15 protein-coding genes are annotated in these 17214 nt (G+C 31.3%); 1 reads left to right on the top strand and 14 read right to left on the bottom strand.

Annotated features, from left to right (window positions below; translation table 11 throughout):
* Positions 1-3: 3 nt before the first annotated feature.
* From BMZ74_RS04770 to BMZ74_RS04745, 6 genes are all read right to left on the bottom strand, one after another.
* Entirely contained in the window at positions 4-762 is a 759-nt protein-coding gene (locus BMZ74_RS04770; RefSeq protein ID WP_089860538.1) for a glycosyltransferase family 2 protein, read from the bottom strand.
* A 2-nt stretch (positions 763-764) separates the two neighbouring features.
* Positions 765-1937, bottom strand: a complete 1173-nt coding sequence (rffA, locus tag BMZ74_RS04765; RefSeq protein WP_089860535.1) for a dTDP-4-amino-4,6-dideoxygalactose transaminase — start codon at positions 1935-1937, stop codon at positions 765-767.
* A 43-nt stretch (positions 1938-1980) separates the two neighbouring features.
* On the bottom strand, positions 1981-2871 hold the full coding sequence (locus tag BMZ74_RS04760) for a LysR family transcriptional regulator (protein WP_089860533.1): 891 nt from the start codon (positions 2869-2871) through the stop codon (positions 1981-1983).
* 261 nt (positions 2872-3132) lie between these two features.
* Entirely contained in the window at positions 3133-3597 is a 465-nt protein-coding gene (locus BMZ74_RS04755; RefSeq protein WP_089860529.1) for a S1 RNA-binding domain-containing protein, read from the bottom strand.
* A 110-nt stretch (positions 3598-3707) separates the two neighbouring features.
* Positions 3708-5474, bottom strand: a complete 1767-nt coding sequence (locus BMZ74_RS04750) for a FapA family protein (RefSeq protein ID WP_089860526.1) — start codon at positions 5472-5474, stop codon at positions 3708-3710.
* An 18-nt stretch (positions 5475-5492) separates the two neighbouring features.
* Positions 5493-7055 (bottom strand): PAS domain-containing protein, encoded by a 1563-nt coding sequence (locus tag BMZ74_RS04745; protein WP_089860523.1) that lies wholly within the window; start codon positions 7053-7055, stop codon positions 5493-5495.
* 198 nt (positions 7056-7253) lie between these two features.
* Here BMZ74_RS04745 and BMZ74_RS04740 point away from each other — a divergent pair, with 198 nt between their 5' ends.
* A complete protein-coding gene (locus tag BMZ74_RS04740) occupies positions 7254-7739 on the top strand; it encodes a hypothetical protein (protein WP_089860521.1) in 486 nt (161 codons plus the stop codon).
* Between the two features lie 94 nt (positions 7740-7833).
* Here the strand turns inward: BMZ74_RS04740 and BMZ74_RS04735 are convergent, their stop codons facing one another.
* From BMZ74_RS04735 to BMZ74_RS04700, 8 genes are all read right to left on the bottom strand, one after another.
* Complete coding sequence (locus tag BMZ74_RS04735; RefSeq protein WP_089860518.1) at positions 7834-8760, bottom strand: diacylglycerol/lipid kinase family protein; 927 nt, start codon at positions 8758-8760, stop codon at positions 7834-7836.
* A 21-nt stretch (positions 8761-8781) separates the two neighbouring features.
* Positions 8782-9939 (bottom strand): geranylgeranyl reductase family protein, encoded by a 1158-nt coding sequence (locus BMZ74_RS04730; protein WP_177181362.1) that lies wholly within the window; start codon positions 9937-9939, stop codon positions 8782-8784.
* 26 nt (positions 9940-9965) lie between these two features.
* The gene (locus BMZ74_RS04725; RefSeq protein ID WP_089860513.1) at positions 9966-10730 is read right to left on the bottom strand and encodes an exodeoxyribonuclease III; all 765 of its coding nucleotides are present in this window, start codon (positions 10728-10730) and stop codon (positions 9966-9968) included.
* Positions 10731-10798: 68 nt separating this feature from the next.
* Complete coding sequence (gene putP / locus BMZ74_RS04720) at positions 10799-12253, bottom strand: sodium/proline symporter PutP (RefSeq protein ID WP_089860510.1); 1455 nt, start codon at positions 12251-12253, stop codon at positions 10799-10801.
* Positions 12254-12314: 61 nt separating this feature from the next.
* A complete protein-coding gene (locus BMZ74_RS04715) occupies positions 12315-13817 on the bottom strand; it encodes a long-chain-fatty-acid--CoA ligase (RefSeq protein WP_089860507.1) in 1503 nt (500 codons plus the stop codon).
* A 65-nt stretch (positions 13818-13882) separates the two neighbouring features.
* Positions 13883-14845 (bottom strand): peptidase M15A, encoded by a 963-nt coding sequence (locus BMZ74_RS04710; protein WP_089860504.1) that lies wholly within the window; start codon positions 14843-14845, stop codon positions 13883-13885.
* Between the two features lie 20 nt (positions 14846-14865).
* Entirely contained in the window at positions 14866-16509 is a 1644-nt protein-coding gene (locus BMZ74_RS04705; protein WP_245750819.1) for a L,D-transpeptidase family protein, read from the bottom strand.
* A 22-nt stretch (positions 16510-16531) separates the two neighbouring features.
* Positions 16532-16963, bottom strand: a complete 432-nt coding sequence (locus tag BMZ74_RS04700; RefSeq protein WP_089860500.1) for a MarR family winged helix-turn-helix transcriptional regulator — start codon at positions 16961-16963, stop codon at positions 16532-16534.
* Between the last annotated feature and the right edge of the window lie 251 nt (positions 16964-17214).

Below are 17214 nucleotides of genomic sequence, written 5' to 3'. Positions count from 1 at the left end.
AATCTAATTTCCCCTTTCCTGCTGATAGACAAAAGTAGCTTCTGCTATTAGATATTGCTTACCTTTTTTACGTAAATACTGCAGGAAAAATAGATTGCCATAATAAAGGTAAAGACGTCCAAAAAGCAAAGTCAACTTAATTAAATTATAGTTAGATTCACCATATTTGCGCTTGCTTTGATCAGTATAAATATTAGCAATCTCATCTGTTTGTTCTAAAAGCAAAGCAGAAAGATAAATAAAATGCTTATTAGTTTTAATTATTTTTTCAGCCAGGTCTTTTTGCATAATTCTAAAACTGCTTACTCTAATTGCAGAAGTTTTACTTGTAATTAAACCAAATAAAAAATTTGTTAATTTTGACCCCCAGCGACGATAAAATTTATATTGCCTTTTTTCTGGCAGAGCATAAACTAGCTGATAACCTTCTTTTATTTTAGCATAAAGTTTAATTATATCTTCAGGTGAATGCTGCAGATCATCATCTAAAGTTACCAGGTAGTCACCTCTGGCCTGCTGCAAACCACAGAAGATAGCATTTTGCTGTCCAAAGTTCTGAGCCAATCTAATTCCCCTTACCCGCTGATCAAACCTGGCTAATTTTTTTATCTGCTGATAACTATCATCCAGACTAAAATCATCTACTAAAATTAGCTCAAAATCTGCTGCAAGCTGCTGCATCACCTGACACACTCGCCAATAAAGTTCAAATAGTGATTGCCTGCTGTTATAAACTGGAACTATAACTGAAAAAACAATCATATTTAAGCACCTGCTCTTTGCAGATTTAAAAATATATCCCTTAGTTTACTAATAATATAAGTTTGAGCTGATTTAGTTAAATCCGGGTAAATTGGTAATCTAATTAATGTCTGGGCAGCTTCATTACTAAGCGGTAAATCTGCTGCTTTATAACCAAGTTTAGATCCCATCTTGGAAGCATGTAAAGGCTGAAAATGAAAAGTAGCAGAAATTCCAGCTTCTTTTAACTGTTGCAAAATATAATCACGCAGCCTTTTATTCTTCACTCTCAAAAAGAAAATATGGTAATTACTGCTGCGTCCTTTAGGAATAAAGCTCATTCCTTGCAATAAATCTCCTGTTAAAAATTCTTGCAGATTTGTAAAATAAAATTTATGTATTTTTTCTCTTAAATATGTAATTCTAGTTTTATTCTCCAGCTGCCCTAATAATAAAGCCATTAGAATATCAGCTGGTAAATAGCTGGATCCGGGGCTGATCCAGCTATACTTGTCTATTTCGCCTCTTAAAAACTGAGAGCGATTTGTTCCCTTTTCCCGAATTATTTCAGCTTTTTCCCAAAGTTCTGGCTGCTGACTATTAATTACTAATGCTCCGCCTTCCCCGCAGCAAAAATTTTTGCTGGCATGAAAACTAAAACAGCCAAAATCACCTAAACTACCAGCTGCTTTACCATAGTAGCTGCTGTTTAAAGCATGAGCAGCATCTTCAATCACAATTAAATTATGTTCATGAGCAATTGCATTAATTTTTTTCATTTCACATACTATTCCACCATAATGAACAGGAATAACTGCTTTAGTTCGTTTAGTAATCTTAGCTAATAAATCAGTCGGGTCAAGATTAAGTGTATCACTTTTAAGCTCAGCAAAAACTGGAGTTGCACCTTGATTTAAAACAGCATTAGCTGTAGAGGTAAAAGTAAAAGAAGGCATAATCACCTCATCGCCTGGACCTAAACCAGCAGTTTGAACAGCTAATTCCAGAGCATGGCTGCCAGAAGTTGTCATCAAAACATGAGAAAAAGCAAAATTCTTCTGCAAAAAATTACTTACTTTTTTAGTATAATAACCATCTCCCTGCAGACTTGCTTGCTCAAAAGCATTCAGTAGATATTCTTTTTCTTTACCTCTTAAATAGGGTCGATTAAAAGCAATTTTTTCCACCTGAATCATTCCACTCTTTCTATAAAAATTAATTTATTAAACCAGTTTAAGTTTAGTAACAAATATGTTTGCCAAGTTTTTTAAAATTATTAATAAAATCTTTAACCTCATCAGTTAATAATTCAGCTTTCTTACTAATCATATAAATATCATAATCAAGGCTATAATCTTTAATTCGAGAAACCTTTAGTTCATGTAAATCTAGATCATCACGTACAGAATTATATGGTACAAAAGCAACTCCATAGCCTTTTCTAACCAGTGTTTTAACAGCTTCTGTTGAATCTAAGCGAGCAATAATATTAATCTGATTAAAATTAAATCCTAAATCAGCCAGTGCATCTTTAAACTTTTCTTTGATTATACAATCCTCTTTCAAAATAATAAACTTATAATCCAGAACCTCGCTTAATTCAATCTTATCAGGTAGATTAAATGCTGCTGGTGAAATTAAAACAACTTTTTCATTAATAACATTTTCTGAAATTAAAGCTTTTTCTGAAACTGAATTAGTGGTAAACCCTACTTCACAAATATCACTTAAAACATCTTGCTCAATTTGATCTGAAGCAGCAGCAATTAGATTATATTTGTGATTAGGAAACTTAAATTTCATATTTAAAATAGCACAGGGCAAACAATAAGTTGCAATAGTATATTCTCCTTCAATTTTAATTTCTCTATTTTCCTGTTCCTCTAAATCAGATAGCATTTTATTATAAATTCTAATAATATTATCAGCATATTTAAGAACTACCTCACCAGAATTAGTTAGCTTTACGCCCCTATTACTCCGAATAAAAAGCTGTTTTCCCAACGAATCTTCTAATTTCTGAATTTGTTGGCTTAAAGCAGGCTGGGAGATATGTGAGCGATTAGCAACCTTGGAAATGCTCTTTATTTTAGCAATTTGCTGAAAATATTTAAGACTCTCAATATGCATAGCTACATCCTTTCTAAGTCAACCAATAAAAAATATCTACCTCAATTACTTACCAGCAGGCTTAATAAACTGAACACAATTAACAATTCTTGCCACTCCAACTTACTTTACAAGCTTAAATTCAGCCCTATTATATCACAGTTATTTATTTTCTGCAGAATTACTAATAAATAAAATTTATTTAAGCAAGTAAAAGCCCCTTAAAAATTTTTGTTTTAAAGGGCTTTAATTTTGATAATTTAATTTTTAAGATGCTATTTATTAATTACGTAATTTAATTCCTTTTTTTGTAATCTCAATTAATTTTTCTTTATAAAGACTGCCAATTGCAGTTTTAAAACTTCCTTTACTAATTGCTAGCTTTTTTTTGATTTGAGCAGGCGAACTATTATCAGTTAAAGCTAAAAAACCATTCTCTTTTTCTAAACAAGCTAAAATTTTTGTTTTAGCATCTTTTATCCTATCATAACCAGTCTTACGTAAAGTTACATCAATCTTATTATCTTCTCTTATTTTTTTAATATAAGCAGTAAGTTTTTCTCCAATCTCTAAATTACGATAAATATCATTTTGATAAATCAATCCTAAATATTTATCATTAATAATTACAGTGGCTCCCAGATCAGTAAATTTATAAACCTGAGCCTTAACTTGATCTCCTTCTTTAAATTCAACTTCAGCTGGTTCCTGTTCAATTTTACTGAGGTCAACATCAAATTTTTTCATTATTTTAAACCATCAACCTTCCTTAAAAATAATAATTTAATTCAGTTTTTTGAGATTATAACTGAACCAATTTTAATTGTAACACAAATAACTGCAATTGAAAAATCAATTTAAGCTTCAGTTAAATATTTTTCTAAATCAGGTAAACTATCTGCTACAACAAGCTGCCCAAAGTCATCAATCTGATAGTTAATATTCTTCTTTTCAGGATCAATTGTAATACTATCATGATCACTATTAATAACTAATGTCCCAAGTGATTCTTTAATGAATATATGCTTACCAATTCTAAAATAAGTTTTGCCCAGTTTTGTCCCGGCAATCTGAGCATAAATTATTTCCTCAGATTGATAATCCCCTCCCTTTAAAAAACCATCTCGATTCTTAACTATAATGGCACCTTTAGCTCTAATAGTAGAATTATAACAGCCGAGCTTATTAATAATTACTGAGCCACCAATATTAATCTCTGAATTTTGAATATAACCAGTATGAATACTTAAAACATCATCATTATTAATTCTAGTATCAAGAAACTGTTCAATATTTTTCTTTAATTCAATAAAAATACTTTCATCTTGAATTCTCTCTAGATTAGCCATATTAGTAAAATATGGTACTACCTTTTTAAAAATATCTTTTAATTCACTTTTTTGATCAATTTCTTGGTATAATTCTAAAATCAGATCATGAAAATCAGGAAATTTATTTTCAATTAACAACCGTATTATTTTACCGGTCCTGAAATCAGAAATATTCATTTTTCTTTTTGAAGCTTCCCCCAATATTTCATCAACTGCCTGTTCCAAATCTTGAATTTTAATTGTAATATAATTCAACTTAACTACTGTTTCTTTATCAAGATAATTACCAATATAAAGAGTACTGGCAATTATATTATTATTTACATAAAGATTTCCCTGCGTATTAATCTCTGCATTGGCGATATTACCCTGAACTTTAAGATCATTTCCAATATCAACGTCAAAATAATCTGTTACATTACCTTTAACTAATAAGTCCCCATCATATTTAATACTCCCTGTATACTTATCTATATCACCGTTAATTGTATACTGACGATAAATATTAACCTGAACAACACCTTTTTTCTTAACTATCTTGGGCTGACCTCCTTCCATAGCAATTGCCTTTAATTTATCAGGCGTTAATTGAACATTTAATCCAGCTTCAAGTTCAAAATCATTAACTGGTGGAGCAGGTATTCGATCTGAAAAAATATTTACCCCTGATTTACCAGGAATAGCTTTTTCTTTATAGCAAATTATTTTACCTTTATCAATTGAATCAATCACTGTAAATAATGTCTCTTCTTCTTCTCTAAAATCTTCACTTTTAATTAACTTAGCATCTATCCCTGCTTCTGCTCTTTTTCCTTCTGCTATTAAGTATTTACCACTAATATCACCAGGCTGATTAATAACCTCAGTAATATAGTCATGCTTAATACCATAATTTATCTGTTTACTATTTAATAAATTAAGTATTTCTCTTTTAAAGATACGGGGATAATTTTGTTCTTTATTTACTGTTTCAATTACAATCTGATTAGCTGCTTCTTTGTCTTTAATCTGCAGAACCTGTTCAGCTGTCATTGCAATAACTAAGTTAGCCTCCATCCTATCTTTAGTTATTTCTAATGAAAGCTGCTTTTCTTTTGCTTTATTATTTATTTTAAATTCAATCTCATTTTCTACATCTTTACTCACAACAATTTCATTATTTTGCTTTTCACCTTTAACATAAATATCAATATTATCAGCTGCTTCTATTCTGGGATACCTGCCCAGACCTTCTGGGTCAGTAATAATAAGCTGTGAATTTTTTACAGCAACAAAACCATCTTTGTTTTCCAAAATTATCGCCTCCTTACCTTAATCAACAAGCTCTCTATAAATCGCATAAACTCCCATTTTATTGTCATTTAGTAAGACCGGAAAAGCTGTTAAATAAAGCTCAATTTCTTCTCCTCTGGCATTAACTCGCCGAACTTTACGGGCTATATTTTCCCCCTGTAAAACATGATAAGAAAGTTCTAAAGCATCATTCTGTTCTGAAATAGGAACTATAAAGTCATCAAGTTTTTTATTTTTTAATTCTGAAATTCGATAAGCAAATAACTTTTGAAAACTACGATTGATATTAATAACTCGCTGGTCAAAATCAAGCAAAACAATTGCTTCTGGAAAATTATTAAACAACTGCATATACTGATTTTTCTGCTGTTTAACATCAATTTTGAGATCATCTAATTGAATATGATCTGGTATAATAGCTATAATTGACTTTAAGTCATTACCGATAAGTTCAGGAATTAAAATAACAGTTAAATAGATAGCCTTTAATCCCTGTTGATAATTTATTTTAAACTCAATTCTCTCTTTTGTTTTAGCAACATTTTGCAGGCGTTCAGCATAGCTTATTTCGCCTTCCATAGTTATTAAGTCAACAAATGATTTCTGCAAATTGGATTCTTCTAGCTTAAATAATCTAGCAGCAAATTGATTAAAATAATTTAACTGTAAATCTGAATTATACTTAATAATAGCAGCTGGCAAATTATCTAAAATATTTTCTGATTCCTGTTTAGCCATAATTTCGTCGGTAATCTCCTGCTGTAAAATTAAAATTTCGTAGCGGCCAATCCCTTTAAAAGAAGAAACATACATTCTAAACCAACGCTTTTGTATTGGCTGCTGACAGTAATAATCAAAAGTAAAAAATTGTTTTTTATCATTTAAAACTTTTAAAATACCTTTATATACCTGTAAAGCTGCTTTATTGCCAGAATTACCTTCTTTTTCACAGCTCATTAAATAGTTATCTCCAATTTTAAGTTCAGATGCTAAAATTCCATTCCGATAAAAATCTTTATTCCAGTCATTATTACTGTAAACTATCTCACCCTTTTTATCCAGAATTATAATTGAACCTGGAATTGAATCAAGAGCTGAGGCGGTTATATACTTTTCTTTTTTTAAGTTAATATTCTGCAGATCTTTCTCAGCTAAGTTAATTTCTATCTGCTCTTTATAATGAAGATCTTCAATAAAATAGGCAAATTGTTCCTGAAAAGAATTTAAAAACTCATCTTTAACTGGTTTGTCACTTGTTAAAACAAGATAAATATAATCTGCAAAAACAAGCTGCAATAAAATAGAGTCTGAAGCTGATAAAACAGCCAATTTAGCAGTTATAATATTTATTATATTTTTTTTAATATCTGTGTTCTTAAGTTTATGATAAATATCAGTTTCAAGTTTGATCAGATCGCTTTCAGAAAAAAGCTGTGACCCTTCTAAACTAAACAATTCTAATTCTGCCTCAGGATTAATAACTATTAATTTAAGATCATGAAGTTTATAATAATTATTTAATACTGCTAGCTCAGAACTAAGACGTTTAAAATAGGCTGGTTTTTCTACTAAAGAATTCATGATTGCCCCCTCTTTTTTGTAAATTTCAGACAATTATCGGCTGCGCAAAATCGGATTATAGTTTATAATTCTATATTTTTTAATTCTTACCTGCCTTTAAAATTATTTTTTTTTAAAGCTTGACTATTTTTTCACAAATGTGTTAATATATAATTAAGTTGAGTAAATTAATCATATTTAAAAGGAGGTTTTTAAATAATGAAAAGCAAAGCAATTTTATTTATCTTATTAGTTAGCTTATTACTATCACCAGCAGTTAGTGCTCAAGACACAGTCTCTTCTGCTTCAGTTGCTGTTGATCAAGATTCACTAGTAAAAGCAATGGGACCAGAGGGAAGCTGGATTATTATCATTCAGCAAGATTTAACTGTTGACCAAGATCTTGTTTTAGCAGGTGAGTTTAAAAATCGCGGTGAAGTAGCAAGAGAAGTAGCTCTTTATACAAGTGCTGAAGATCATAGTCCTAAAGCAAGATTTACTTTAACAGCACCAAAATTGACAATTAAAAGTCCTAATGCTACTTTAGCTGCTGGAACTTTTATAGGTGATATTTATGTTGAGGCTGAAGGTTTTTCTTTAGAAAAAGGCTTTACAGTTGATGGTAATATTCATTTTGCAAATAATGCTGCTAAAGAAAGCTTTACAGCTGGAGATAATGTAACTATTACCGGTAGTATAGACTAATAAACTAAATACAAACAATTTTATTTAAATAGTATGTAATTAGACCTGACTCAGCTAAGTTGGGTCTAATTTTTATAAAATATAATTAATAATTTTAATCAACTAAAATTAATAATTTCCGGGAAGAAAGTTTAAAATTAGCTTTAGTGCAGCCGACAATCTCTCCATCTAGCTCAACAGTTAATGGAATTTGAGAACTGATTTCTATATTATTAGCAAAACAAGAACTGACTAATTCATGCTGAAGATGGCTGCCGCGATAAGCTCTAACTAAATTAAAAATAGCCTGCCAACTTGAAATGTTTTTTAATAAAACTAAATTCAAGTCTGCTCTAGACAAATTTGCCTGAGGAGCAATTTTAATTCCTCCCCCAAAATATTTACCACTAGCAACTACAGCGGTATTTAGCTTACCTTGATAAACTATTTCACCATCTGCTTTAATAGTAACTAATTTATTTTTATATTTAAAAAGTATCTGCAGAATTGCAATTAAATAAGCAAAGCTTCCTTTTAGAAAGTCAGAATTCTGATTCAACTGTTTAGCAACTGCAGCTCCCATACCACAATCTGCAATATTAACAAAATATCTTGTCTCTACTCTAGCAGCTGTTTTAAATTGAGCTTTCACTGTTTTTATTGCCTGAACTTTATTTTTTTTAATCCGCTCAATTAAGTAATTTAGACCTGATTTTAATTCAAGGCTGCGGCTCAGATCAGAACCAGTCCCCTGGGGGAAAATTATTAATTTAACCGGATGAAGAACTAAGTCAGACTTAACTTTTAAAATACCATTAGCCACTTCATTGATTGTACCATCTCCTCCAACTGCAAGGATGTAATTATAACCTGATTTTACTGCTGCTGCCGCAATTTCCATCGCCTGCCCTGAATAACCGCTCAGCCGATATGATAGATCTGGAAAGCTGTTTTTCAATTTTTGCAAGCTAGCAGACCAGATTTTTTTTGTTTTACCAGAATTGGAAGTTGGATTAATAATTGCATAAATTTTCTTATCCATGATCAGCCTTTCATTTTAAATTTATTTTCTTAAAATTAATTTTAAAAAATTAAATAATTTAGTTAATTCTTGATAACTCTTTTTTCCTTGAACTGCGTCCATAAAAGCTTCTAACAAGTCAGGGCGCTGCTTAATAATATTCTTAACCAGGGGCTTTGCCCTATAGAATAAAGCAGCTAAATGAGCGGCTGCTTCAAGTTCAGCAAATAAATTATCTGCTAACTTTTTTTCGTAGTCTCGCAAATCAAACTGTTTATTTTTATATTTGGTAATTAAGATTTCAGCCGCAAGTTCTGCACTAGCTAACGCAGAATAAATACCTTCCCCAATAAACGAATCAGCTAAAAAAGCTGCATCACCAACTAAAATGATATTTTGCCTGCTTCGCTTAAATTTATTTTTAGTTTTATAAACTGGAATTGGATGTCCCCGAAAAAAAATATTTTCAGGATTATAACTAACTCCTAATTGATTTAAATAAGCAAACAAAACTTCTTTTAAAGCTAATTTTTGAAAAGTCATGCTACCTAAGCCAATTGAAATTTCATTTCGCTTGGGAAAAGACCAGGCATAACCTCCTTGTAAATTAGCAAAATCTATTCTGATTTCATTGCTTAATTCTTCAGGCAAAGATTGATTTACTGGCAATTCTGCTTCGATAGCAGAACCTTTAAACTTATAAAACTCAGCAAGTTCAGGATTAATAATTTTTCTGAGTTTACTATTTGCTCCATCTGCTCCAACTAAATAAGAGCTTTGCAGTTCTCCAATTGTTGAGAATAATTTAACAGAATTCTTATTTTGCTCAATCTTAATTATTTTAACAGAACTTCTAAACTCAGCTCCAGCTGCCACAGCTTGCTTCAGTAAAAAATTATCAAATGAAGTTCGCTGCACTAATTTAATGCTCTGACCCGAATAATTTAAACTAAATTTTTCTTCTTCTGAAAAGTAAAATTTAAAGTCATTAATTTTTTTCTGGATAATTGCAGGAGGCAATTTAATATTATTACTGCACAAAATTGCTGTAGATCTTGCTGAAAGAGCACCTCCACAAGCTTTATAACGGGGCCAATCAGATTTTTCCAGAACCAGTGTCGCTAAGCCAGCTCTGGCACATAAACAGGCCGTTAAACTACCTGCTGGACCAGCTCCAAGAATAATTACATCATACTGCACTTTAACCACCTTTTATTTTGAAAATTTTAAAATTCTAATTCTACCGTAACTGGACAATGATCTGAACCCATAACTTCAGTTAAAATATCAGCTTGTTTTAAGTAAGGTTTTAGTTCAGCTGAAATAAAATGATAATCTATCCGCCAACCTGAATCTCTTTCTCGAGCTCTGGTTCGATAACTCCACCAGGAATAAGTTTCTTTTTCAGGGTGAAAATCACGATAAGTATCTAAATAGCCAAAATCCTCTAGCTTATCAAGCCATTCTCTTTCGATTGGTAGAAAACCCGAAGTATCTTGATTAGTATCAGGATTTTTTAAGTCTATCGGATGATGAGCTGTATTATAATCACCACATAAAACTACTCCTTTGCCTTTTTCCCTTAATCTTTCACAATACTCAAGTGTAGCATCATAAAAATCTAATTTATACTGTAAACGTTTTTTGCTTCGCTTACCATTGGGAAAATAAATATTAACTAAATAAAAATTTTCATATTCAGCAGTAATAACTCTCCCCTCATAATCAAAACGATTAATACCTAAGCCATGGGAAACATTAACTGGCTCTATTTTACTATAAATGGCTACTCCACTATAGCCTTTTTTTTCACCAAAAGTAAAATAAGAATAATACCCAGCTAGATTTTTTAATTTGTCTTTTAACTGTTCAGGTTGAATTCTAATTTCCTGTAAAGCCAGTACATCTGGCTGTTCATCAGTAACCCAATCGAGAAACCCTTTTCTACTAACTGCTCTTATTCCATTAACATTCCAGGAATAAATCCGCATAAATTTATCATCCTTTCTTTATTTTAAGCTTTAATTAAACAGCAAATAATAATAAATTAATCTAAAATTTACTTTTCTATTTGATAAATTTTATCTACTTCTTGATATTGGTCAAGCACAGACTGATTAGACTGTTGATCAAAAATATTAACCAACATAATAACCAGACAATTACTAACAAAACCCGGTATTATCTCATATAATTGAACACTTAAACCAGTTTCTTTCCAGAAAATCAAAACTGCAGTTCCTACAATCATTCCTGCTAATATAGCTGTCCAATTAGTTCTCTTGGAAAAAATTGAAAATAAAACAGCCGGTCCAAAAGCAGTTCCCAGTCCAGCCCAGGCATAAGCAACTAATTCTAAAACAGTATTGCCAGGATCAAGTGCTAATATAAATGCTATTACAGCAATTACAATAACAAATATTCGTCCTACCCAAATCTTTTCTAAATCACTAGCTTCTCTTTTAATAAGTTTATTGTAAAAATCCTCAGTTAAAGTTGAAGAAGCTACTAATAATTGAGAATCAATTGTTGACATAATTGCTGATAAAATTGCTGCCAATAAAATTCCTCCTAGCCAGGGATTAAAAATGGTGTTAATCATTTCAATAAAAACTTTTTCACTGTCAGCAATTTCAGGAAACATTGGAATTGAAATTATTCCGACCATAACCGCAGCAAAAAGTGATACTGCAACCCACACAACAGCTATTTTCCTAGCCTTTTTTAGTTTCTTGAGTGATTTGATTCCCATAAATCTAGCCAGAATATGAGGCTGACCAAAATAGCCTAAGCCCCAGGCAAGTGAAGAAATTATCGCCAGCAAAGATAAATTTTGGGGAATTAAAGCAAGCGAAATTCCTCCAGCTGCAGCTGTGTCAATGATTGGTTCTATTCCTCCTGTTCTAAAGAAAGCAATAGCTGGCACAATTGTAATTGCAAAGAACATTAATGTGCCCTGAAAAAAATCTGTCCAGGAAACAGCCATAAAACCTCCCAGAAAAGTATATAAAACTATTGCCATTCCACCACAGATTACTGCTACAGTATAATTAATATTAAACAATGATTCAAATAACTTGCCAGCTGCCACCAGGCCTGAAGCAGAATAAATCGTAAAAAAAAGCAGAATAATTACAGCTGAAATAATTCTTAATAAACCAGTCCGATCACCAAAACGAACTTCAAAATATGAAGGTAAAGTCATTGAATTTGTTTTTTCTGTATAAACACGCAGTCGACCCGCAATATACTTCCAATTTAAAACTGTTCCGATAAAAAGCCCAATTGCTATCCAGGCTTGATTAAGACCGCTCAAAAATACAGCTCCAGGTAGCCCCATTAAAAGCCAGCCGCTCATATCACTTGCCTGAGCAGAAAGTGCTGTTACCCAACTTCCCATTTCTCGGCCGCCAATTAAATAATCCTCTAAATTAGCTGTTTTAAGATAAAAATAAACTCCTATCCCCATTAAAAAAATTAAATAAATCAAAAAAGATATCTTTGTTGCTGTCATTAAATACTCCACTCCTATCTACTAATTATCAGATATATACTTGCTCTTAATTAACTATATTTTAGATATCACTTAAAGATTTTTTATCAATTTTACCAGTTGCATTTTTAGGAAGTTCATCGATAAACTGCACTAATTTGGGAATTTTATAATTAGCAAAATACTGCATACAATATTTTTTAATTTCCCGTTCATCTGCAGTTTCTCCTTCTTTAAGCACGATAACTGCTTTTGGTATTTCTCCCCGCAGCTCATCTTTAGTTGCTACAACAGCTGCTTCTAAAACTTTGGGGTTTTTATAGAGCTGTTCTTCAATTTCTCGGGGATAAACATTCATCCCACCGACATTGATCATATCTTTTTTGCGGTCTACTATATAAACATAACCATCTTCATCCATTTTACCCAAATCACCGGTATGCAGCCAGCCACCTCTTAAAACTCGGGCAGTTGCTTCAGGCATCTTAAAATATCCCTTCATAACATGTTCTCCCTGAACAGTAATTTCTCCGATTTCGCCCCGGGGCAGTTCCTGATCTTTCTCATCAACTATTTTAACTTTAGTTTCTGGAATTGGTAAACCTACAGAACCAGATTTTCTAGCTCCAGTAACTGGATTCACATAAGCAACAGGTGAGGTTTCAGTTGGACCATTTCCTTCTAATATTTTAACATTAAAAGTTTCTTCAAAAGTTTCCATAGTTTGCTGGGGCATCGCTGCTCCTCCTGAAATACAGAGATTTAAATTAGAGAGGTCATAATCTTCTTTATGTCTAACATTTAGCAGTGCAGAATACATAGTAGGTACTCCTGCAAAAAAACTAACATCTTTTTCCTGAATTGTTTTCAAAACTTTTTCTGGTAAAAATCTATCAATAATTACTATTTCTGCTCCCAGGATAAGAGGCATTAATACACAAACAGTTTCAGCAAAAGCATGAAACATTGGTAATACACAAATAAAGCGTTCATCAGCAGTAACTTGAAGATGTTCAACTGATTTTTGAACATCAAAAATCAAGTTATGATGTGATAACATTGCTCCTTTAGGCTGACCTGTAGTTCCAGAAGTATATAAACAAGCAGCTGTATATTCTTCATCAATACCTGTTAAGGCAGGTAGAACTATTTTATTATTATTAAAATCTGCTAAATTAACTTCGTTCTTGCCAGAAGCAGACTGATCTACTAAAATAATTTTTTTAGCAAACTCTAAATCAGCAGCTTTAATTATAGATAAAAAATCACTGCTAGTAATAATTACTTTTGCTTCTGAATTATTAAGAATATATTCAATAGCCGGGGTTTTAAAACTAATATTAAGCGGAACCATAGTTGCACCTGATTTAATTATTCCCAGATAAGCAACCAAAAATTCTATACTATTCGGCAACATAATACTAACCATATCAGATGGTTTAATTCCAAGTTCTATTAGTCCATGGGCCAGCTGATTACTCTGCCTTTCCAATTCACCATAACTTAAAGTTTTTTCGTCTAAAATAGCTGCTGTTTTATCTTGATTGGCCAGCGCTGTTTTTGATACTAAATCTCCAATTAACATTTAACTACCTCCTGAATAATTTAAGCTTTTTTAAATTTAAAATAAATCATTTAAAATAAATCCATCTACCAGGCAACATGAAAGCCTCTTGTATCTAAATGAATAAAAGGGCCTCGAACATTATTACCTGGATAACTTCCAATCCCCCCCTGCAAGTTACTATAAGCAGGATTTTTATCAAACTCAACTGCTAAATTTAACAAAATATCAGCATCAGCTTGATTAATCTTACCATCTTTATTTAAATCATCCATATATTTATTCTGATCACTATCAAGGTAAATATCAGCTGCATCACCAAAAAGATGGCGGCTAAACAATGTATCATTACCTAATTTTGTATTAAAATAAGGAGTTCTATAAACACTAACAGTATTGAAAGTAGAAGCTGCATAACCTGCCTTATTTACTTCAGCCAGAAAATATTCTAATTTTAACAGTAATTTTTCCTGCAAAAAAATATATTGGGGAAAACTGCTGCTCTGTTTAGTTAAAAATTGCTTAACTTTAAAATGGGGGGTTAAATTTAAATCAAGCATATTTGCCTTAATTTCCCAAAAACCTGGTGGTAATGAATAATATTTTTGTCGAACTGAAGTTAAGTCAGGATAGTTACCAATGCGAAATCCATTTAAGTAATTACCATTTTTTTTAGAACGAGGATACAGTACAAAAACATTAAGTTTTATCATGGCAGTTCTTTGTTCACTACCACGCAATTTAATAACTAATTTATAATTACCTGGTTTTGCAGGAGCCTGCCATTGATAAGAATGATTAATCTCAGCAATAAACTTGCCAGCTTGATATTGAAAAGAATAAACATGATCACGATCCTGGCTGGCAATAGTTAATTTTATTTGTTTTTCTGGTAATACAAAGATGCTAAAAGTCTGAAAAGGTATTTCTAAATCCTGATAAATAAGAGAAAAATCTGCTTGACCTGTTTCAAAAGCTGCTGCCTGATTAATAAATAAAATACTAGTTAATAAAAAACTAAGCACAAAAATGTTCATTGTTTTTTTCATTTAGTTTTAATTGGCTCCTTCTATTTAAAATAAATCTCTTTTATTTTCCTGTCACGCTGATAAATATCTTCTCTAAAGTTTAAAGTTCCATCCTGATCAACCCAGGCAGTATTGTACTGCAAGTAAATAGGAAATGGACTGTTTAAATAAACTCTTCTGGTTTCATTTTGCTTCAATTCAGCTTCGATTTTTTCTCTATTCCATTCTGGTTGATTTTTTAATAAATAAACTGCTAAATCAAGTGGTTTTTCGATTCTAATACAGCCTGAACTAAAACTTCTTTTATTCTGAGAAAATAAATATTTACCAGGTGTGTCATGTAAATAGACACTAAACTTATTGGGAAAAATAAATTTAATCCTGCCTAATGCATTATAGTCACCAGGAGACTGCCGTAACACAAAGTTGAAATTATCCCGATTAACTTTTGTCCAGTCAATTAAAGCTGGATCAACTTCAACTAATTTACCAGCAGTATTATATTTAAATAGTTTATAATTGTGTTCAAGTAAATAACTATAATCCTGCTTTATTAAAGGTAATTTGTCTTCTACAGCAATAGATTTTGGTACATACCAATAGGGATTGAAAACTATATATTTAATCTGATCACTGAAAACTGGAGTTTTTCGCTGTTCCTGCCCAACAATTGTTTTCATTGTCATAACTTCTCTGTTAGCTGAGATTAAGTTGAGTTTATAATCTGCAATATTTATATAGATATAATTAGCAGCCAATTTTTCAGGCAGCCAGCGCCATCTTTCTAAATTAATAATTATTTGCTTAATTCTATCAGTAAGTGAAACATTTAAAGCCTGTTTAGTTTTAGGACCTAAAACTCCATCTGCCTGCAGTCCATTACTTAACTGAAATTTGATTAAAGAATTTTTTACCTGATCATTAAAATAATCAGCCTCTGACAGCTGATTTGGGTCAAGATAATTACGAGCAATTAAATTATTAATTAAATCCTCGACAGCGGTTCCACTATCACCACGAGCCAAATTAAACTCAGTTTTAACAGCAGGCCATTCTTTAATCTTATTTCGATTTCTATAATAAGCTAATTTATCCCTTAATTTTTTATATTCTTCTCCCTGAGGAAGCAATTTCTGCAAAGTCTGTCTAATATCACAGCCAGCTGTTAGAAAATCAAGCAATTTTTCAGTCTGAAGTTTATCATCCTGATAATTATAATTATCGGAAACTACTTCAGGATCAACTTTACCTGTTAAATAATCAGAAGCTAGGTTCAGATAAGCATCTGTTAATAGAATATCAAGCAGGGCCCTGCTTGATAAATTTTCTGATTTAAAAAGATCTTTTTCTTTTAAAATTTTTTCAATAGATCTAAGGTGATAATCAGCTGGATTTAAACCTTCCTGATAGCTTGCTTTAATTTCTGCAACAAGCTGCTGAACATCAATCTTAAATTTAGTTTGATCAAACCAAACTGGTTTTTGATAGCGCTCCTGATAAAATTTATCAAGTTCCTGATAAAATTCTACTTCTTGATCAGCAGGGAAAAACCCCTGATGATCTTTGATCACTACCAGATAATCTTTAATTGCCATTGCTAATTCAGGTTGAGCTGCAACTGCAGCACTATTAAGCAAAAATAATAAAATAAGTAAACCACAAAAAAATAAGAGTCTTTTCTGCAAAGTACTCCCTCCCTGTTTAAATCTAATATATTAATTCTATTTTATCTAATAATTGGGAAAGAAGATCATAAAGTGTTTCAGTTGATCCTTCTAGATCAAGCAGCGCTTTAGCCAGAAACTGCTGTCTTTTTTCTATTAGATCAGCAATTATTTTTCTTCCCTTCGCTGTCATTTCAAGTAATACGACCCTTCTATCCTCTGGATTACGTTTTCTTTTTACTAATCCAGCTTCAGACAAATAATCAACAATAATTGTAACTGTACTGTTTGCCATCTGCAGTTCACGATGAATTTCTCCCATGCTAACTGGTTCACAATTAATAATAACTCTCAAGACATGGAACCTACCCAGAGTAAGATTATAACACTTTAGCTGTTCCTTGGTATACTGATTTAAATATTTAGAAATATTTCGCAATTTAGCTTCAATTTTACTATTAATATTTTCCTGCAATTTAAACATCCTTTTTAAAACTATTTTAAAAGTGTTAATTTAAAAATATTATATAATAATTTAACTCTAAAAACAAGAATAGACTGACTTGAATTCAGTTTATAACAGCAGCTTTAACCTGCTTAAATAAATAATTTATTAAATCCTTAAATATATTTGCTAGCTAAATCTTATTTAAGATTCAAATTAAAAAGCTCTGCCATTAAAATTCATAGGCAGAGCTTTTTAATAAGTTATTTAACTATTGAGTA

The sequence above is a fragment of the Halanaerobium salsuginis genome, from assembly GCF_900114545.1.
In the GTDB taxonomy this organism is placed as follows: Bacteria; Bacillota; Halanaerobiia; order Halanaerobiales; family Halanaerobiaceae; genus Halanaerobium; species Halanaerobium salsuginis.
The sequence above is the reverse complement of the archived record's forward strand: the minus strand, read 5'-3'. Positions and strand labels throughout refer to the sequence as shown.